The following is an 18,968-nucleotide window of genomic DNA, read 5'->3' as shown; positions in this document are numbered from 1 at the left end:
GGCCGCAGGGTGGCGGGGGACCGGGTGGCTGCGGGTGACGTCTCCCGGGACGTGCGGGCGACGCGTCTGCTTAATACCACCACTTATTAGGACATGCGAATAAAGTTCCCGTGGTGATCGCAGGCATGGGCGTGCGGCGCGACGGAGTGGAGGTGCCGTGCACCGAGGACGGACGGCCCTGTCGTGGTTGCCGACCGGTTCGGCGCTTGGCCGGTTCTGCCTGGTGCTGGTCTGCCTCGGTGCCGCAGTCCTCGCTTCCGCCCCGGTGCCCCGCCCCGACTTCCTCAGCTACCTGGTCGTGGCTGACCGGGCGAGTCCCGCCGGCGCCGCGGACGCGGCCGGCGCGGTGCGCTCCGCGGGGGGTGTCCTCGGCGCCGTCCACCGGTCGATCGGGGTCGCGGTCGGCTACGCGACCGACCCGGGTTTCGCCGACAGGGTCCGCGCCGCGCCCGGGGTGCGGGCCGCCGGGGCCACCCGCACCGCGCCGCTGCCGGTTCCGCCGGCGCCGCCCCGGAGGCCTCCGGGGGCGGCCGGGGCGGGGGACGGTCACCGCGCCTTCGGGGACGGGGGGGACGCGCCCCCGGGCTCAGCGGGAGCCGGTCCGCCCCGGACCGCTGCTCCGGGCGCCGCGGCGGGGCCCGGCGTCCCGTGGCGCGCCGGCGTGCGGCCGGCGCGGGAGGTGGAACCGCCTCTGGTCCCCGACCCGGGTGAGCGCCCCACCTGGAACCTGGCCATGATCGGTGCGGGGCACGGCCACCGGGGCCCGCCGCCGGGCCTGGCGAGGACCGTCGTCGCCGTCATGGACTCCGGGGTGGACGACACCCACCCGGACCTGCGGGCCGCGGTGGACCCGGAACGTTCCGTGTCCTGCGCCAGTGGCCGCCCCGACACCACCCCGGGGGCCTGGCGCCCCGTGCCCGAGGTGCTCGACAGCGGTCACGGCACCCACATCGCCGGAACCATCGCCGCCGCCAGGGACGGTCGGGGGATCGCCGGGGTCGCGCCCGGGGCGCGCATCGCCGCCGTGCGCCTGCTGGGCCCCGTGGGCCAGTACTACCCGGAGAACATCGTCTGCGGTCTTCTCTGGGCCGCTGACCACGGAGCCCGGGTGATCAACAACAGTTACTTCGCGGACCCGTGGAAGTACCACTGTCCGAGTGACCCGGACCAGGCGGCGGTCATCGCCGCGGTGGCCCGCGCCGTCGGCTACGCGCAACGGCGCGGGGCCCTGGTGGTCGCCTCCGCGGGCAACGACGGCCAGGACCTGCGGGCCGTCCGGATCGACCGGCGCAGCCCCAACGACCGGGTGGGCGGACCCCGTCCGGCCCGTCACCTCGGGGCCGACTGCATCCGGCTGCCCAGCCAACTGCCGGGTGTGCTCGCGGTGCGCGCGCTGGACCGGACGGGATCGGTGACCGTGTACTCCAACTACGGCGCCTCGGGTGCCTCGCTCGCCGCCCCGGGAGGCGACCCCGGCGCGGGACCGGACGGACAGATCATCTCGACCTGGCCCGGTGGTGGCTACGCCGCGCTGTCCGGGACGTCCATGGCGGCGGCCCACGTCAGCGGGGCCGCGGCCCTCGCCGCGGCACGCCACCCCGGGGCGACCCCGAAGGAACTCCTCTCCCTGCTCCGCGCGGGGCCGGAGAGCGGTGGGTCCCCGTCCGGCCAGCGCATCCTCGCCGTGGTCGGGTGACGGGCCGGGCGATACTGGTGGGCATGAGGTTGACGGAGTTCTGGCGGCGGATGCGCGAACAGTTCGGGGAGGCGTACGCCGAGTCGTTCGCGTCCGACTACGTGATGTCCGAACTCGGTGGGCGCACCGTGCGCGAGGCCCTGGACGCCGGCTGGGAGGCCAAGGACGTGTGGCGCGCGGTCTGTGATGCCATGAACCTGCCGAAGTCGAGCCGCTGATCCGGGTGGTTGCCGGGGCGACGGCTCGTTCGGCCGGGGCGGTGAGGACCGGGCCTGCCGCGGATCTCCGCGATGCGAACCCACCGGGCGTGGGGCCGTCGCGCGTGGGGGCCCGTCCCGCGTGCTGCTCGCCGGGGCGCCGCTCGGACAGGTAATCGAACATGCATTCACCTAGGATGGGTGTCCGGAGAGTTATCCACAGGCGGTGTCCGGACCGGGCGCGTTGTCGGTGGGACCGGCTAGCGTCGGGGACGTGAAGCGCTCAACACAGACCACCAGGGTGGAACCGATGGCAGGAACCGACCGCGAGAAGGCGTTGGACGCCGCCCTCGCGCAGATTGAACGGCAGTTCGGCAAGGGTGCCGTCATGCGCCTAGGCGACGGGGCGCGCGAGTCGGTGGAGGTCATCCCGACCGGGTCCACCGCTTTGGACGTCGCCCTGGGGATCGGCGGCCTGCCCCGGGGGCGGGTCGTGGAGATCTACGGCCCGGAGTCCTCCGGCAAGACGACAATGACCCTGCACGCGGTGGCCAACGCCCAGCGGCTCGGCGGCGCCGTCGCCTTCGTGGACGCCGAGCACGCCCTCGACCCCGAGTACGCCAGGAAGCTCGGCGTTGACACCGACTCACTGATCATCTCCCAGCCGGACACGGGTGAGCAGGCGCTCGAGATCACCGACATGCTGGTCCGCTCCGGCGCGCTCGACCTCATCGTCATCGACTCGGTGGCCGCACTGGTCCCCCGGGCCGAGATCGAGGGTGAGATGGGTGACTCCCACGTGGGCCTCCAGGCCCGCCTCATGAGCCAGGCCCTCCGCAAGATCGCCGGTGCGCTCAACCAGTCCAAGACCACCGCCATCTTCATCAACCAGCTCCGGGAGAAGATCGGCGTCATGTTCGGCTCCCCCGAGACCACCACCGGTGGTCGGGCGCTGAAGTTCTACGCGTCGGTACGGATGGACATCCGGCGGATCGAGACCCTGAAGGACGGCACCGAGGCGGTCGGCAACCGCACCCGCGTGAAGGTCGTCAAGAACAAGCTGGCCCCGCCGTTCAAGCAGGCGGAGTTCGACATCCTCTTCGGTCAGGGGATCAGCCGCGAGGGCGGCCTGATCGACATGGGCGTGGAGCACGGCTTCATCCGCAAGTCCGGCGCCTGGTACACCTACGAGGGCGACCAGCTCGGCCAGGGCAAGGAGAACGCGCGGAACTTCCTGCGGGACAACCCCGGCCTCGCCGACGAGATCGAAAGGAAGATCAAGGAGAAGCTGGGCATCGGCCCCAAGCCCGCCGCGACCGAAGGCCCGGCCCCCGAGGCGCCCGCCGCCGACAAGTCAGACAAGGGCGACAAGGCCGTCGGCAAGGCCACCGCAACCCCCGCGGTGAAGGCCGTCGCCGCGGCCCCCAAGACCCCCAGGGCGGCCAAGGCGACTGCGGCGACCACGTCGACCACGGCGGTCAAGGGCTGAGGCGCCGATGGTGGCCGAGGAGGACGAGGTCCTCGGGGCCGCCCGGCACCCCGAGGACTCCCAGGACGGGGAGCGGCCACGGGGCAGGCGCCGCAGGGGGCGACGGCCCACGGAGCGCGCCCGAACCCCCGGCGGAGGCACCGCCCCGCGGCCGACGGACCCCGAGGAGGCGGCTCGGGCGCTGTGTCTGCGCCTGCTCACCGGTACGCCGCGGACCCGCAAGCAGCTCGCGGACGCCCTGCGGCGCGCGGAGACGCCGGACGAGGTCGCCGACCGTGTGCTGGCACGGTTCGAGGACGTCGGCCTCATCGACGACGAGCTCTTCGCCAACGCCTGGGTGGACTCGCGGCACCACGGCCGGGGCCTTGCCCGGCGGGCCCTGGCCCAGGAGCTGCGCCGGCGCGGTATCGACGAGACGCTGGTGGCGGAGGCCGTCGCCAGGGTTGACTTCGACCAGGAGGAGGCGACCGCCCGGGAGCTGGTTGAACGCAAGCTGCGGGCCACCCGTGGCCTGGACCGGGACCGCCGCATCCGCAGGCTCGCCGGGATGCTGGCCCGCAAGGGATACCCGGAGGGGCTCGCGCTGCGCGTGGTCCGGCGGGCCCTGGAGGAGGAGGGAGAGGACCCGGAAGTGCTGGAGGCCTACCTCCCCGACTGACCTGCCCGCCGGCACGCCCCCAATGAAATCCCGCCCGTGGACCGCGGGGCACCTCGAGGGGCGCCCCCTCCCTCGGACGCCGCCTTACCGGCAGGCCGGGCCCGGCCGGGCATTGGCCTCCCCCGGAACCCACGTCCCTGGGGGAAGGCGCCTCCCGGGACGGGCAGCGGAGGATCCGGCCACCAGGTGCCGCGGTCACCTGAGGTTCGCCGGCGGCTCGGGCGCGGTTGCTGACCGGCTGTGCGGGACGCTGTCGCCCCCGGAAGGTCAGGCGCTGGTGGGCAGGGAGGGCTCGGCGTCGGCCGTTCCGCCCTCGTCGTCGAGGAGCAGCTCGGTGTAGGCGAGGAGCTCCGCGGGGCGGCAGCCGTGCATCACGGCTCCGAGGTGCCCGTCCGGGCGCACCAACAGCACGGTGTGCGGGGGAGAGCCCGGATAGGACTCGGTGACCAAGAGCTCGGCGGCGACCGGAAGCGCCTCCGTGGCCTCGGTCAGCGCCGGCATCAGCCCGGCGGAGAGCCAGTGCCGGCTTTCCCAGACGGCCGTCCCGGGGGCCACCAGCACCACCAGCAGCCCGCGGCCGAGCTCGGAGCGGAGCCGGGTGCGGCCCCCGTCCATGCTGATCACCGGTACGTCCTCCACCTGACCGCCGACCGGAGTGGCGCAGGCGCCGGAGGGAGCCGCGGCCGACGACTTCGTCACCGGCCCCAGGACGGAGGGGGACAACACCGAGCGCCGGTACTCCGCGGGGGCGCCCAGCACTCCCGTTCCCACCTGGGCGTCGGCCAGCAGCGCCGCGTGCCTGCGGGTCGGCCCGGTGAGCAGCGAGCGGCGCACCGAGCGCAGCGCTCCCGACGACCGGAGCTGCGGCAGCGCCTGGTCCACCGCGCGCAGCCGGGCGCCGACGGCCGCGCGGCGCTCCTGCTGGTAGCTGTCGAGCAGGGCCCGGGAGGCCCGGTGGTGCCAGGCGACGGCGATCTTCCAGGCGAGGTTGTCCGCGTCGTGCAGCCCCTCGGCGACGGACTGCACACCGAGCGCGCCGAGCTGGTGGGCCGCGTCTCCGGCGAGGAAGACCCGGCCCACCCGCCAGCGCTTGGCCAGCCGCTGGTGCACCCGGTACTCGGCGGAGGCCAGCAGGTCGTACTCGGGTACGGTGCCGCACCAGCCCGTCAGGGTCGAGCGGATGCGGGCCACCAGGGCGTCGGAGGTGAGCGCCGGATCGGCCGGCGTGGCCTGGCGGGGCAGGGGTGGCAGACGCCAGTCGAGTCGCCAGCACCCGTGCGGCAGCGGGCGGGCGGTCACCTCGCTCTCCCCCGGCCACGGCGGGTCCCAGTGCAGCAGCGCCTCGCCGGAGAACGGCAGCTCGGCCCGGAGGACGGCGACCGCGTACCGGTCCACCGTGGTGCGCCCGGGAAATCCCACCTGAAGCAGCTTGCGTACGGTGGACCGTGGGCCGTCGCAGCCCACCAGGAAGCTGCCGCGCCACCACGCCGTGCTGCTGCCGGTGGTGTGCGCGCTCACACCCTGCCCGTCCTGCTCGAGCGCGTCCAGCCGGCAGTCAGCGACCAGCCGTACCAGCCCGCTGCGGGACGCGGCCGCGGCCAGTGAGCCCAACAGGTGGTGCTGGGCCAGGTGGAGCGGTGACGCCGGGCCGGAGACAGACGGTGGGGACGATCGGTCGTCGCGTGCCTGGTGGCCCGCCGCGGGTGCGGCGGGGGACGGCCCCTGGATCCCGGGGGCCCCGGCGGCGGTCCGGTCCCGCCGGGGCACCGGGGGCCGTTCCCGCGGGAGGCGGCCCCCCGGTGGGGTCTCCGACGTCGCCGCGGGCAACGCGGCGGTGGGTCGGGACTCGATGGACCGGGGCGCCCCGGACGCGCGGGATGTCCGGGACGGCGACGACGCCGAGGACGGGGCGGGGGTGAAGTCCACCCGTACCAGCTCCTGCCGTCGTCGCAGGGTGCGCCAGGCGGTCCAGCCGGCGGCTTCGGTGAGCGCGTCCGCACAGCCCATCCGGGCCACCATGGCCGCGGTGTCGGCCCGGAGCACCACCGTGCGCGGGTCGCTCCAGCCGTTGGGCCCGTGGGGAGCGGCGGCCAGCCCCTGGGTCTGGTCGATGACGACGCTGGGGACCTCGTGCCGGGCGAGGGCGAGGGCGAGGGCGAGGCCGACCGGCCCTCCCCCGACCACGATCACCGGGTCCACGCGACCGCCCTCGGACGCGGGATGACTGTGGCGGGCGCGGTGACCCGCCCGTTCCGCTCGGTGGGGCGACTGCCAGCCCGGCCATCGATCACAAGGCGTATGCAACCCACTGCGACCCGCCGAGTCAAGCGGGGCCGGCGCACACCGGTACGCCCGGCACACGGCCGAGCGCCCCACCGGTTGGTGCAGGTCGGTGGGGCGCTCGGAGGAGTGGTCAGCTCTGCGGGCGGTTCACCGACCGCTCTTTGACGCGCCCGTCGTGGACCCCGGGTCGGTGGGCTGGCCCTCCGCGCTGTGCGACGGGTCCACCATCACCGTGGCGGCGGTGGCCGGCAGCCCTGCCGGGGCGCCCTTGGCGCTGCGCCTGGTGCGCCGTTCGATCAGCGTGGCCAGCGAGGACAGCGCCAGGCACATCAGGATGTAGATCGACCCGAAGATGATGACCATCGGGATGAACGCGTACACGCCATCCACCGGGGGGGTCTGCTGCGCGAACGACTTACCGACGAACAGCAGCTCCTGGTACAGGATGATGGAGCCGAGCGAGGTGTCCTTCAGCGTGACCACGAGCTGGCTGATGATCGACGGCAGCATCGACCGCACGGCCTGCGGGATCAGTACGGTCACCATGACCTGCGTCTTGCGCATCCCCAGGGCGTAGGCGGCCTCGCCCTGGCCCTTGGGCACCGCGTTGATGCCGGCACGGAAGATCTCCGCCTGCACCGAGCCGTTGTACAGGGTCAGGCCGAACACCACGGCCCACATCGGGTCGTTGGGGAAGAACGCCGCCCAGAGCAGGAAGATCATGATCAGCAGCGGCATGGCGCGGAAGAACTCCACCACCACCGTCGCCGACCAGCGGATCGCCCGGTGGTCCGAGAGCCGGCCCGCGGCCAGGACCGCGCCCAGCACCAGCGACAGCACCGCCGCTATCCCGAACGCCTTCAGGGTGGCGACCAGGCCGTCCAGGATGCGCTCCTGGGTGGCGGTGTACTGGTAGTCGTCCCACAACCCGCCCTGGAACTGGCCGGTCTCGTCGAACCGGTAGATCACGAAGACGATCAGACCCACCAGCAGCAACGTGGACGCCACGTTGTAGATCCGGTTGCGTGCGCGGGCCTTGGGGCCGGGCACGTCGTACAGCACACTGGCACTGCTCATCGGGCCACCGCCAGCCGGTTCTCCAGCAGCCGGAACAGGCCGCTGATCGTGAAGGTGATGATCAGGTAGCACAACGCGATCCAGAAGAAGATCACGTAGATGTTGTAGCCGGCGTCCATGTTGAGCGTCTTCTGTACCGAGCCCAGCTCGGTGACATTGAACCCGGAGGCGATCGCCGAGTTCTTGGTCAGCGCGATCAGCAGGCTGCCCACCGGCGGGATGGCGGTCCGGACGGCCTGTGGCAACACGATCTGCCCCAGCGTCTGGGTGAACGTCATACCGACGCTCCGGGCCGCCTCGGCCTGGCCCACCGGGACCGTGTTGATGCCCGACCTGACGGCCTCACAGATGAACGCCGAGGTGTAGCAGCCCAGGGCCAGGATCGCCAACCAGTCCTCGTCCCAGCCCCTGAGTCCCAGCGCCGGCAGCCCCAGGGTCACCACGAAGAACAGCAGAACCAGCGGGGTGTTGCGCAGCAGCGTCACCCAGGTCACGCCGAAGACCCGCAGCGCGGGGACCGGGGAGACCCGGAACCCTGCAATGATCGTGCCCAACACCAGGGCGAGCAGCGAGGCGAGCGCCGTCAGCCTGACGGTGCCGACGAATCCTTCGCGGAACATCGCGAAGTTGTCCACCAGTACGTTCAAGTCAAGTCTCCGTCAGGTCGCATGGCCTGTGGCTCGGGTCCCGTCCGCCGCCGGGCCCGGCCCGGTGTGCTCACCGGTGCCGGTCCGCCGGGTTCGCGGTCACGGGCGGACGTGTCCGCCCGTGACCGCGGCGGCGCGGCGAGGGGCCTCCGTCGCGCGGCCCTGATCAGTAGCGGTCGACCGCCGGCGGCTCCGGGGCCGCGGCGCCGGACTGGCCGAGGGTGGCGTCGTAGGCGGCCTTCCAGTCGCCGCTCTTCACGTGGGCCTCGATGGCGTTGTTCACCGCGTCGCGCAGCGCGTCGTCGCCCTTCTTCAGACCCACGCCGTAGGGCTCCTCGGAGAAGGTCTTGCCCACGACCCGCAACTGGTCGGGGTTCTGCGCCGCGTAACCCTTGAGGATGGTGTCGTCGGTGGTGACCGCGTCCACGGTGCCGTTGGTCAGCTCCTGCACACAGAGCTGGTAGCCCTGCTGTGCCTTGGCCTCCTTGACTCCGTACTGCTTCTCCTTGATGCGCTTCAGCGGGGTGGAGCCGGTGGCGGAGCAGACCTTCTTGCCCTTGAGGTCGTCGGGGCCCTTGATGTCGCTGTCCTTCTTCACCAGCAGGTCCTGACCTGCGATGTAGTACGGACCGGCGAAGTCCACCTGCTTCTTGCGCTCGTCGTTGATCGTGTAGGTGCCGACGTACAGGTCGACGCCACCGCTGGCGATCTGCGTCTCCCGGGACTCGGAGGGCACCGTCTTCCACTCGATCTGCTTCTCGGAGAAGCCCAGGTCGGCAGCGATCATCTTGGCGATCTCGATGTCGAACCCGGTGCGCTCACCGGTGGTCGGGTTCTCGAACCCCAGGTTGGGCTGGTCGGCCTTGGTCCCGATGGTGATCTTCTTGCCCTTGATCCGGTCGAACGTGGGCGAGCCGGTGATCTTGGGGTCCTTGTTGACCGTGTAGGCAGGGGTCTTCGGCGCGTCACTGCTGCCGGGGTTGGCGTTGTCCTTGGGCTTGTCGTCCGGGCTCCCGTCCTTCCCGCACGCGGCTGCGGCGAAGAGGCTGAGAGCCGCACAGGCGACGACGGCGGTCTTGCGGAGTTTCATGACACTTCCTTCGGTCTGCTGCCTTGGTGGGCGGGGCGGAGCGTGGAGCGGCGGGCCGGGTCGCCGGAGCGGGGCCGGTGCGCGGCACGGCCCCGGTCGGCGGACGACGCGTCAGTGGTGCAGGATCTTGGACAGGAAATCCTTGGCCCGGTCGCTCTTGGGCGCGGTGAAGAACTGCTCGGGTGTGGCCTGCTCGACGATCCGCCCGTCGGCCATGAACAGCACGCGGTTGGCGGCCGAGCGGGCGAAGCCCATCTCGTGGGTCACCACGACCATCGTCATGCCGTCCCGGGCGAGCTGCTGCATGACCTCGAGGACCTCGTTGATCATCTCGGGGTCGAGGGCCGAGGTGGGCTCGTCGAAGAGCATCACCTTGGGGTCCATGGCCAGGGCCCGGGCGATGGCGACGCGCTGCTGCTGGCCGCCGGAGAGCTGGGCGGGGTACTTGTCGGCCTGATTGCCCACGCCGACCCGGTCCAGGAGCTGGCGTGCCTTCTCCTCCGCCTCCCGCCTGGGCACCTTGCGGACCTTGACCTGGCCGAGCGCCACGTTCTGGAGCACGGTCTTGTGCGCGAAGAGGTTGAAGGACTGGAACACCATGCCCACCTCGGCGCGGAGGCGCGCCAGGTCGCGGCCCTCGGCCGGCAGCGGCTTGCCGTCGATGCGGATGACCCCGCTGTCTATGGTCTCCAGTCGGTTGATGGTGCGGCACAACGTCGACTTGCCCGACCCGGAGGGACCGATGACGACGACCACCTCGCCGCGGGCGATGGTCAGGTCGATGTCCTGGAGCACGTGGAGGGGGCCGAAGTGCTTGTTCACGTTCTCCAGCACGACCAGGGCGTCCGCGGCCGGGGCGGAGTCCTTGTCCTTCGTCACGACAACCTCGGTCATGGGCGACATGCTCCTCAAGGGCCTGGTAGAGCACCGGCCTTGGCTCGGCGGCGCGCGTCTTCGTTGGCGAAGACCTTATGAGGAGCGGCAACGACCGTCAGTAGATCTGAGCTGAAGTTGAGCATAACGATCTGGCCACCTCAGTGGGGTGGCCTGGCGATCACACCCGTCCTGGTGTAAATGCCGAACTCCAGCCTTGTTCACCCTTAGGGATGAGAAGTGCGCGTACCGGCTCGGTAACGGTCCGCGAGGGCCCCTTGAGAGGGCTTGACGCCCGCCTTCTGGATCAGCCTGACTTTCTGCACGGAACAGTGCAGGTCGGTCGAGGAAGGAGGAAAACTGGTATGCGCTTGCTCCTGGTCGAGGACGACAACCACGTCGCCGCCGCGCTCTGCGCTGTCCTCGGCAAGCACGGATTCGACGTGGACCACGCCCGCAGCGGGGCGGAGGCCCTGCATGCCCTCCTCCCCGACGGCGGCGAGCCCCACCGGGTGATCCTGCTCGACCTCGGCCTGCCCGACCAGGACGGGTTCGAACTGTGCGGCCGGATCCGCCGGCGCTCCACCATCCCCGTGATCATGGTGACGGCCAGGGCGGACGTCCGCTCCCGCATCCACGGGCTCAACCTCGGGGCCGACGACTACATCGTCAAGCCCTACGACACCGGGGAACTGCTGGCCCGCATCCACGCCGTCAGCCGCAGGACCGATCCGGTCAACGAGCCCGTCGGCGCCGGAGTCGCGCAGCTCATCCGGCTCGGCCAGATCACCGTGGACCTGGCCACCCGGCGGGTGTCGGTGGCGGGGGACCCGGTGACGCTCACCCGCAAGGAGTTCGATCTGCTGGCGCTGCTCGCCCAGCGGCCGGGGGTGGTGTTCCGCAGGGAACAGATCATCAGCCGGGTCTGGAGCACCAACTGGGAGGGCACGGGACGCACCCTAGAGGTGCACATGGCCTCGCTGCGGGCCAAGCTGCGCCTGCCTGCACTGATCGAGACGGTGCGGGGCGTGGGTTACCGTCTGGTCGCGCCCCGGGACTGAGTGTCGTTGCGTACCCGTCTGCTGGCCATCCTGCTCTCCCTCATGGCGTGCGTCCTGCTCGCCCTGGGAGTGCCGTTGGCGATCAGCCAGGCCCGGGCGGAGCAGCAGCGGGTGGTGGTGGACCGCATCGACGACACGGCCAGGTTCGCCGCCCTCGCCCAGTTCGGCAACGAGACCCCGGCCCGGGCCGGGGCGCCCGCAGTGCTCGGTGGGCCCAGGCGGCTGGACATCCTGGAGTCCGAACTCGACCGCTACCACGAGCTCTACGGAATCCGAGCCGGGGTGTTCTACCGGGCACGGGACCCGGTGGCCTCGGCGCCGACCGGCTGGACGGTGCCGGCGGACCCCGAGGCGGAGCGGGCCTTCGAGGAGGCGCTGGACGGCCGGCGCAGTCACGACCCGGCGCAGGTGTGGCCCTGGGAGGACGACCGTCTGGTCGTCGCCTCGCCGGTGGTGTTGGACGGGGACGTGGTGGCTGTGGTCCTCACCGACTCACCGACCGACGCCATGCGGGAACGGACCGAGAACGCCTGGCTGCTGATCGGACTTGGCGAACTCGCGGCGATGCTGGTCGCCGTCCTGCTCGCGGTGCGGCTCACCAGGTGGGTGCTGCGTCCGGTCCGCGTCCTTGACCGGGTGACCCACGACATCGCCACCGGCCGGCTGGCCTCCCGGGTCGCCGCTGCCAGCGGCCCGGAGGAGCTGCGCCGCCTCGGCCGGTCCTTCAACGAGATGGCCGACCACGTCGAGACGGTGCTGGACCAGCAGCGCGCCTTCGTCGCCGACGCCTCCCACCAACTGCGCAACCCCCTGTCCGCGCTGCTGCTGCGGATCGAGGCACTGGGCCTGGAGCTTCCGTCGGGGCACGAGGCCGAACTGGACGGGGTCCGCCAGGAGGGCAAGCGGCTGGCGCGGGTCCTCGACGACCTGCTGGGCCTGGCCCTGGCCGAGCACAGCCGTCCCGACCTGCGTCTGTCCGACGTCGCCTCGCTCGCCGCGGAGCGGGTGGAGTCCTGGCAGCCGGTCGCCGACCGGGACGGGGTGGCACTGTGCTACTGCGGTCCCGCGGCGGCCACCGGATGGGTCGATCCGGTGGCACTGTCCAGCGCGCTGGACGTGGTGGTGGACAACGCCCTGAAGTTCACCCCCCGGGACAGCGAGGTCCGGGTGCGGGTCGCCCGCGGCCAGGGCACCGTCACCATCACCGTCACCGACCAGGGGCCCGGCCTGACCGCGGAGGAGCTGCAACGGGTCGGCGACCGGTTCTGGCGCAGCAGCCGGCACCAGAACGTCGCCGGTTCCGGCCTCGGTCTGTCCATCGCCCGGGCCCTGCTGACCTCCGGCGGCGGCTCCCTCACCTTCGGCGCCAACGAGCCGCGGGGCCTGGCCGTCACCGTGACGGTTCCCCGTTCCGCCCCGTCGCCCTGAGCGTCGGCGCCCGCCCCGCGGACCGGGACCCGCCGCCGGCCGAGGACCCGGTCCCGGCCGCGGCGGCTGCGCCGACCGGTGCGCCGGTGTTCAGCCGCCGCACCACGCAGAACGCGATCAGGCATCCCGGCGCCCCGAGCGCCCCGAACCCGATCACCGCGGGGAGCAGGCCGGCCCGGCTGGCGGCCGCGCCGACACCCAGCACCGGGACGGACAGCGCCAGGTACCCGATGACGTAGGCCGCGGACAGCACCTCGGCCCTGACCCCTGGCGGGGTGACCGCCGCGAGGTCGGTCAGCGCCCCGGCGAAGCCGAGCCCCTGCCCCACGCCCGCCGCCACAGCGGCCACCAGCAGCAGGGGCAGACTGCCGAGGTGGGCGGCGACGGCGAGCCCCGTGAGCCCCACCGGCATGACGGCGAGTCCGGTGAGCTGGCCCCGGCCCGCGGCCATGCGCTTCGCCCAGGGCTGGGTGAGCGCGGACGCGGTCAGCATCAGGGCCACGATCGCGCCGCCCAGCGCCGTCCCGGAGCCGCCGTCCAGTTCCCGTGTCACCGAGGGGATCAGCGCGAGGAACAGGCCCAGCAGGCTCCAGGAGAACACGGTGGTGACGGCGACGCCGGTGAACGTCCGGCGGGCTCTCCTCGGGATCGTCGGGCGCCGCGGACGCCAGGAGGTGCGTTCCCCGCTCACGCCCGGCGGCCAGGGCAGCAGCAGGGTGGGCAGCAGCAGCACCAGGTTGACCAGGAACGGGTAGACCAGGGGCGCGGGGGAGGCCGCGGCCACCAGGCCCGACATCAGGGGACCCCCCGCGCTGCCCAGCGAGATGGCCAACGACGCCAGGGAGACGGCGCTGCCCCGTCCCACCCGTCGGGGACGCCCCGTGCGGGGTTCGGGCCCCGCACCTCCGGCACCGGTGCGCGCCCCGCCAGTGGCCCGTGCCGACTGCTCGCCGTCGGCCAGCGCGGCGGTGGCGGCCCCCGTCACCAGACCGGCGGCGGCGCCCTGGAGCAGTCGTCCCGCGTACAGGGCGACGGGGGTGACCGCGGACGCGAACAGTCCGGAGGCGAGTGCGGACAGCGCCAGTCCGCAGCCCGCCACCCGGCGTCGCCCCCAGACGTCGGAGCTGCCCCCGCAGAGCAGCATCGTGGGGATGACCGCCGTCACGTACACCGCGAACAGCGAGGTGACCGCCAGCGGGGAGAGGTGGTAGGTGCGGGCGTACTCGGCGTAGAGCGCGGTGGGCACGCTGGACGCGGCGCAGATCACCGCGATGGTGTAGGCGGGCCCGAGCAGGTGGTGCCGGCGGGGGGCCACGCCGGTCAGAGCCGCGCGCAGATCTCGTCGAGTTGGCGTTGTTCGGCCGCCTCCTGCTCGTCCACCCCGCCGAGCATGTAACCGCCGAACTTCATGTGGCCGCGCTGCCGGCCCAGCGCGATCACGCCCCGGCCCACCTCGGCGATGGCGGCCTCGACGTCCGCCAGGGTCACCTCGGTGTTCTCCCGGACGTACAGCTCGGTGAGCCGTCGGGCCGGGATGATCTCGCCGTGCGAGGCCCGCACCTCGGGGTGGGACTGGAAGCTCTCCCAGTACATGCGGGAGCCGGGAATCACCCCGGGGGCCGCGACGGAGATGGTGGTGACGGAGTCACGGTACGTCTCGGCCAGTGACAGCCAGTTGTCCACCTCGGCGCGCAGCATGGCCAGTGTGGTGCCGGGCAGCCCCAGGATGCCGGAGATGTACAGCTTGTAGTCGAGTTGCTGGGCCAGTTCGAGCGCCTCGAAGACCCGGTCGGGCCCCTTGTTGATGCCCTTGGAGTCACCCTTGAGCAGCTTGGGGTCGAACGCCTCGAGCCCCACGTTCCAGGTCCGGACGAACCCCTTGCACAGCTCCGCGGACTGGAGGAACTCGAAGACGAGGCCGTAGGCGAGCATGAAGCGGTGCCCGTTCAGCACCGGCGACGCCGCACAGCGCTCCGCGAGGTCGTCGAGGTAGCTGCTGGCACCGGACCACTGGTCCCGGGAGAACCCCAGGGTGGAGTCACCGGCGGCGTAGACGTTAGCTCCCAGTTCGCCCACCACCGTCTCCAGCACCGGCACCACGGTGTCCACCTCGGCGGTCTTCGGGGTCAGGCCCTGGATCGAGCAGTGCTTGCACCGGCGGCCGGGTCGCCGCCCCCAGGTGCACCCGCCGTCGAGGGGGAGGGTGACCATGCGTTTGAGCGCGTAGTGCTCGGCGTACCAGACGTCGAACGCCCTGTCGTAGTACTGCTCGAGCTGGTCCTCGATCAGTTGGTAGTCCGGCAGCATCCGCCGGTCGAGGGGCCAGGTCGGCGCCGGCTGGTTGACCACCCGCCCGTCCCGCAGGTACGCGAGCGAGGGCACCCGCTCCCACGCGAGCTGTCCGCGCAGGGCGTGGAGCAGTCCCAGCATGGTGAACGGTCCGTTGTTGCCGGTGCTGACGAAGTCCACCAGGCGGCGCCCGTAGTGTCCGGTGAGGACCTCCCGGTGCAGGATTCCGGCGTGGTCGTTGCCGAAGACCACCACCGCCGCGGGATTCGCCCGCTTGATCTCGGCGGCCACGATGAACGCCCACAGTGCGGTGGAGGTGTAGACGGTCAACGCCGCCACGTCCGGCGGGTTCTCGTGGATCGCGGCGCGGACCTCCTGCCAGGGGAGGTGGCTCAGGTCGAGGTAGCGCCAGTCCAGTTCGGGGAGGTACTTCTGCTGGTAGGTGATCATCTCGACGAGACCGGCGTGCGGGTACACCGTTCCCTCGTTGGCGTACCGTTCCTGTCCCTCCACCCCGTCGATGAGCGCCCCACCACCGGAGTGCCCGCCGCGGTGGGCCGAGGTCAGTGGTAACGCGAAGTACCACACCGAGCGGATCGTGGACCGGGTTCCCGGTTGCCCCGCGAGGGGGTACTGCCACTGGTAGCGCGTGTCCGTACCGACGACTTCCTCGACCGGCTGCAGACCCATGTCCATGGTTTCCTCCGAGGCAGGGAGCGGCTGGAACCGTGCGGGGGAGGAGCGGCAGAGCAGAATTCGATCACGACAGTGAGGCCTGGGTCTGGCAGGTACAAGTCATAAATTGGACAGGTGGCGGCATGGGGCGCAAAGGGGGTCCACCGCGCCGGGGTCGACACCGGGGCACCGATGCCGGGCAACCGCCGTCCACCCACCCGGACGACAGGGGCGCGGGACCCGCCGGCAGGTCCTGTCCTGCCGGCGTCCGACGACGCGGCCTACTGGCCTTCGTCGCACTCCTTCAACGTGGGCGTACGCGGTATCACCCGCTCGGGGAACAGCGGCTCGAGGTGTTCGCGGTAGAGCCGCGTCCAGTCACCGTCCGCGATCACCTGCGCCAGGGCGTCGCACACCGCGCTCTTCAGTGCCTCGTCGCCCTTGGCTATGCCGATGCCGTACTCCTCGGTGGAGAACTGGTCATCGAGGATCTTCAGCTCCTTGTCGTACTGGCTGCGGTACCCGGCCAGGATGATGTCGTCGGTGCTCACCGCGTCAACCGTCCCGGCCAGCAGGTCCTGGACGCACTTGCCGTACGAGCTGCGCATGGTGCGGATCGCCTTGGGCACGTACTCCTTGAGCCCCGCCACCGGCGTGGACTTGTCCACGGTGCAGACCTTCTTGCCGTCGAGGTCCTCCCGCCCGTCGATCTCCTCGGCGTCCTTGCGGACCAGGAAGTCCTGACCCGCGTAGTTGTACGGGCCGGCGAAGTCCACCTGCTCCTTGCGCTCCGGGGTGATGCTGTAACTGGCCACGATGAGGTCCACGTCCCCCTTGCGCAGGCGGTACTCCCGACTGGCGGTGTTCACCGTCTGGAACTGGATCTTCTCGAACCCCAGGTACTCGGCGACGGCCTTGGCGATCTCGATGTCGAAACCGCGGTAGGTCTCCTTCTCCTCGTTCACCACCTCGCTCAACCCCGGCTGGTCCGACTTGACGCCGATGGCGAGGTAGCCGCGTTTGCGGGCCTCGCGGTACGTGGCGGAGTCCTGGAGCGACGGGGTGTCCTCGGAGTCCCAGCCGTCCATGGCGTACCAGCCCACGCCCAGCAGCACCGCCAACGCCACCCCCCCGACGAGTGCGGAGCGCCGGGTGCGGCGCCGGCGGTCGGCCCCGTCGCCGTCCACGCCCCCGGAACGGGGCGGCCGCAACCGGGAGAACCGGCCGACGAGCCGCGTCGCGTTCCCCTGCTCCCCGGCGCCCCCAGCGGGTCCGTGGGGTCCGTCCGGGCCGTCGGCCCCCTGCCCGCCGCCGGCCCGGCCCGGCCCGTACGGCCCCTGGTGGGAGAGCCCGCCGTGGCTCGGCGTCTCCTGGGCGATGTGCTGGAGCAGTTCCTCGGCGCGGGCCGCGGTCATGCGCTGTTCCGGGTCCTTGACCAGAAGGCCCTCGATCAGCGGACGCAGGGGTCCGGCGTACTGCATCTCCGGCAGGGCCGACTCCCGCACCGCCTCCAGCACCTCGAAGGGCGTCGGGCCGCGGAACGGAGCCCGACCCTCCACCGTCTCGTACAGGGTGACCCCGAACGACCACAGGTCGGAGGCCGGTGTCGCGGAGCGCTGCTGGCCGCCCCAGGGTGTGGCCAGCTCCGGCGGCAGGTACTGCGGGGTGCCCACCGTCTCGTGACGTCTGGTCACCTGCGCCGCACCCTCGAAAGTGGCGATGCCGAAGTCCATCAGCACCGCCCGCGCGTCCTTGCGGAACAGCACGTTGTGCGGTTTGACGTCCCGGTGCAGCACCCCGGCGGCGTGTACCGCGCGGAGCCCGCGCAGCACCTGCAGCCCGATCCTGGCGGTGTCGCCCACCGGCAGCCGTTCGTGGTCCCGCAGCAGGTCCGCCAGGGAGCGGGGGTTGACCTGCTCCATCACGATCCACACCTGGCCGTCGGACTCGATCACGTCATGGACGGAGACCACGTGCTCATGGCCGATCCGGGCGATGGCCTGGGCCTCGCGGCGGGCCCGCTGTACCCACTGGGCCTGGGTTTCCGGGTCCATCGCGTTGCGGAAGAGCAGCTCCTTGATGGCCACCTGGCGGTTCAACCGGGTGTCCCTGGCCTCCCAGACCACCCCCATGCCCCCGCGGCCGAGCTCGCGTTGCAGCTCGTAGCGACGGTCCACGAGGGTGTGTGGGGCACCGGTGCCCTCCCCTCGTCGCGGTCCACTCCCAGGCGTCGGATCCCCGGTTCCCATTCCAGTGCCCCCTGCAAGAGTCGTCGGCGATCAGGTTAGGGGGCGGAACGTCAATGGAGCACGACATCGAGGATCCGTGCCCAGAGCACGGGCCGCGGGCACGGACAGCGTGCCGGTGGTCGACCGTGCGGTGAACGGCGGATCGCGGGGAGGGAGTGTCGTCGTGTGTGCGAGGCCCCCAGCCGTCCTACGGCTTAACCGAACGGTAGTAGCGTTCCGACCCTTCGTGCAGGGGAAGTGGCGCGGTGTATATGGCGGTGCGCAGGTCGAGTTGTTGGGCGGCGTGGACCTTGTTGCCGATCTCGTCCCGGTTGTCGATCACCGCGCGGGTCAGTCGCTCCATCAGCGCCGGGTCCGTCTGATCGGTGGTGACCAGCAGGTTCGGCACGGATATGGTCGAAACCACGGCGTCCCGCTGGACCATCTCCGGGTAGGCGTCGCGGGGGATCGTCGCCTGTCGGTAGTAGCTCCCGCCCTCGGGGCCGCCCTGCTCGCGCATCGCCTCCACCAGGTGTCCCAGTGGCACCAGACGCAACTCGAACTCCTCGCTGTACCGGGCGAGCCGTGCCGTGGGCAGCCCACCCGACCAGAAGAACGCGTCCAGCTCCCCCCGGCGCAGCGCGGTGGGGGCCGTGTCGATCCCCAGGTAGCGCGGGGAGACGTCCCGCTGCGGGTCGAGGCCCGCGGCGCGCAGCACACGCTCGCTGAGCAGACGCACCCCCGACTCGGCCTGCCCCACCCCGACGCGCCTGCCCCGCAGGTCGGCCACGGTGCGCACCGGCGAGTCCTTCTCGACCACCAACTGCACGTAGTCGTCGTACAGCCGCGCGCAGGCCCGCAGCCGTTCCCGACCCGGGCCGGTGTACGCGGCGACCGCGTCCGCCGCCGCCACGGTGAGGGTGGTCTTCCCGGTGGCGACCCGACGGACGTTCTCCACCGAGCCCTCGCTCGGCACCAGATCCACCCGCACCCCGGGCAGTTCCCGTTCGATGGGGGGCTTGAGCAGTTTCCCGTACAGGGCGTACACCCCGGTCCCCACTCCCGTGGAGAACGAGATCCGTCCCCGGGGGTAGGGAGCGTCGTCGGACGGCGCCAGCCCCCAGGTGAGCAACCCGGCGACGACGAGGACCACGGCAGTCCAGCGGACCCGGCGGGAACGCGCCAGCGCGCGTGGCCGCGGCCAGCGTCGCCCCGGTTCCTCGGTCAGCCCCATGCCCGGCATCCTAGGGCCTGCCCGAAAGGTCCCGCCTGGTCCT

15 protein-coding genes are annotated in these 18,968 nt (G+C 71.9%); 6 read left to right on the top strand and 9 right to left on the bottom strand.

Translation table 11 applies throughout. The features are described from left to right. Positions 1-157 precede the first annotated feature (157 nt). The 4 genes from A3IG_RS0107125 (at position 158) to recX (ending at position 4,040) form a co-directional block, all read left to right on the top strand. Positions 158-1,696 (top strand): S8 family peptidase, encoded by a 1,539-nt coding sequence (locus A3IG_RS0107125; RefSeq protein WP_018382858.1) that lies wholly within the window; start codon positions 158-160, stop codon positions 1,694-1,696. 23 nt (positions 1,697-1,719) lie between these two features. Next, positions 1,720-1,914, top strand: a complete 195-nt coding sequence (locus A3IG_RS0107120) for a DUF3046 domain-containing protein (protein WP_026219985.1) — start codon at positions 1,720-1,722, stop codon at positions 1,912-1,914. Positions 1,915-2,203: 289 nt separating this feature from the next. Next, entirely contained in the window at positions 2,204-3,382 is a 1,179-nt protein-coding gene (gene recA / locus A3IG_RS0107115) for a recombinase RecA (RefSeq protein WP_018382856.1), read from the top strand. A gap of 7 nt (positions 3,383-3,389) precedes the next feature. Continuing rightward, the gene (gene recX, locus A3IG_RS28830) at positions 3,390-4,040 is read left to right on the top strand and encodes a recombination regulator RecX (protein ID WP_018382855.1); all 651 of its coding nucleotides are present in this window, start codon (positions 3,390-3,392) and stop codon (positions 4,038-4,040) included. Between the two features lie 267 nt (positions 4,041-4,307). Here the strand turns inward: recX and A3IG_RS28825 are convergent, their stop codons facing one another. The 5 genes from A3IG_RS28825 to A3IG_RS0107085 form a co-directional block, all read right to left on the bottom strand. After that, entirely contained in the window at positions 4,308-6,239 is a 1,932-nt protein-coding gene (locus A3IG_RS28825; protein ID WP_018382854.1) for an FAD-dependent monooxygenase, read from the bottom strand. Between the two features lie 231 nt (positions 6,240-6,470). Beyond that, positions 6,471-7,400 (bottom strand): amino acid ABC transporter permease, encoded by a 930-nt coding sequence (locus A3IG_RS28820; RefSeq protein WP_078500127.1) that lies wholly within the window; start codon positions 7,398-7,400, stop codon positions 6,471-6,473. Next, on the bottom strand, positions 7,397-8,047 hold the full coding sequence (locus tag A3IG_RS0107095; protein ID WP_018382852.1) for an amino acid ABC transporter permease: 651 nt from the start codon (positions 8,045-8,047) through the stop codon (positions 7,397-7,399). Before A3IG_RS0107095 ends, A3IG_RS28820 begins: the two co-directional genes overlap by 4 nt. A 166-nt stretch (positions 8,048-8,213) precedes the next feature. Beyond that, positions 8,214-9,137 carry a glutamate ABC transporter substrate-binding protein gene (locus A3IG_RS0107090; protein WP_018382851.1) on the bottom strand — a complete coding sequence of 308 codons (924 nt, stop codon included), beginning with the start codon at positions 9,135-9,137 and terminating at the stop codon, positions 8,214-8,216. 111 nt (positions 9,138-9,248) lie between these two features. Further along, entirely contained in the window at positions 9,249-10,031 is a 783-nt protein-coding gene (locus tag A3IG_RS0107085; RefSeq protein WP_018382850.1) for an amino acid ABC transporter ATP-binding protein, read from the bottom strand. 344 nt (positions 10,032-10,375) lie between these two features. On the opposite strand from A3IG_RS0107085, the gene A3IG_RS0107080 reads away from it, so the two are divergent. Together A3IG_RS0107080 and A3IG_RS0107075 are read left to right on the top strand one after the other, a co-directional pair. Beyond that, a complete protein-coding gene (locus tag A3IG_RS0107080) occupies positions 10,376-11,071 on the top strand; it encodes a response regulator transcription factor (RefSeq protein ID WP_018382849.1) in 696 nt (231 codons plus the stop codon). 6 nt (positions 11,072-11,077) lie between these two features. Further along, a complete protein-coding gene (locus A3IG_RS0107075; protein ID WP_026219984.1) occupies positions 11,078-12,499 on the top strand; it encodes a sensor histidine kinase in 1,422 nt (473 codons plus the stop codon). On the opposite strand, the gene A3IG_RS28815 is transcribed toward A3IG_RS0107075, so the two are convergent. From A3IG_RS28815 to A3IG_RS0107055, 4 genes are all read right to left on the bottom strand, one after another. Continuing rightward, a complete protein-coding gene (locus A3IG_RS28815; RefSeq protein WP_018382847.1) occupies positions 12,462-13,814 on the bottom strand; it encodes an MFS transporter in 1,353 nt (450 codons plus the stop codon). The genes A3IG_RS0107075 and A3IG_RS28815 overlap by 38 nt on opposite strands. 5 nt (positions 13,815-13,819) lie before the next feature. Further along, positions 13,820-15,478 (bottom strand): B12-binding domain-containing radical SAM protein, encoded by a 1,659-nt coding sequence (locus A3IG_RS0107065; protein WP_018382846.1) that lies wholly within the window; start codon positions 15,476-15,478, stop codon positions 13,820-13,822. Positions 15,479-15,744: 266 nt separating this feature from the next. Further along, positions 15,745-17,640 (bottom strand): bifunctional serine/threonine-protein kinase/glutamate ABC transporter substrate-binding protein, encoded by a 1,896-nt coding sequence (locus A3IG_RS0107060; RefSeq protein WP_051087411.1) that lies wholly within the window; start codon positions 17,638-17,640, stop codon positions 15,745-15,747. A 259-nt stretch (positions 17,641-17,899) separates the two neighbouring features. Beyond that, positions 17,900-18,934 (bottom strand): TAXI family TRAP transporter solute-binding subunit, encoded by a 1,035-nt coding sequence (locus A3IG_RS0107055; RefSeq protein WP_018382845.1) that lies wholly within the window; start codon positions 18,932-18,934, stop codon positions 17,900-17,902. Positions 18,935-18,968 lie beyond the last annotated feature (34 nt).

The sequence above is a fragment of the Wenjunlia vitaminophila DSM 41686 genome (assembly GCF_000380165.1).
GTDB lineage: Bacteria > Actinomycetota > Actinomycetes > Streptomycetales > Streptomycetaceae > Wenjunlia > Wenjunlia vitaminophila.
The sequence above is the reverse complement of the archived record's forward strand: the minus strand, read 5'-3'. Positions and strand labels throughout refer to the sequence as shown.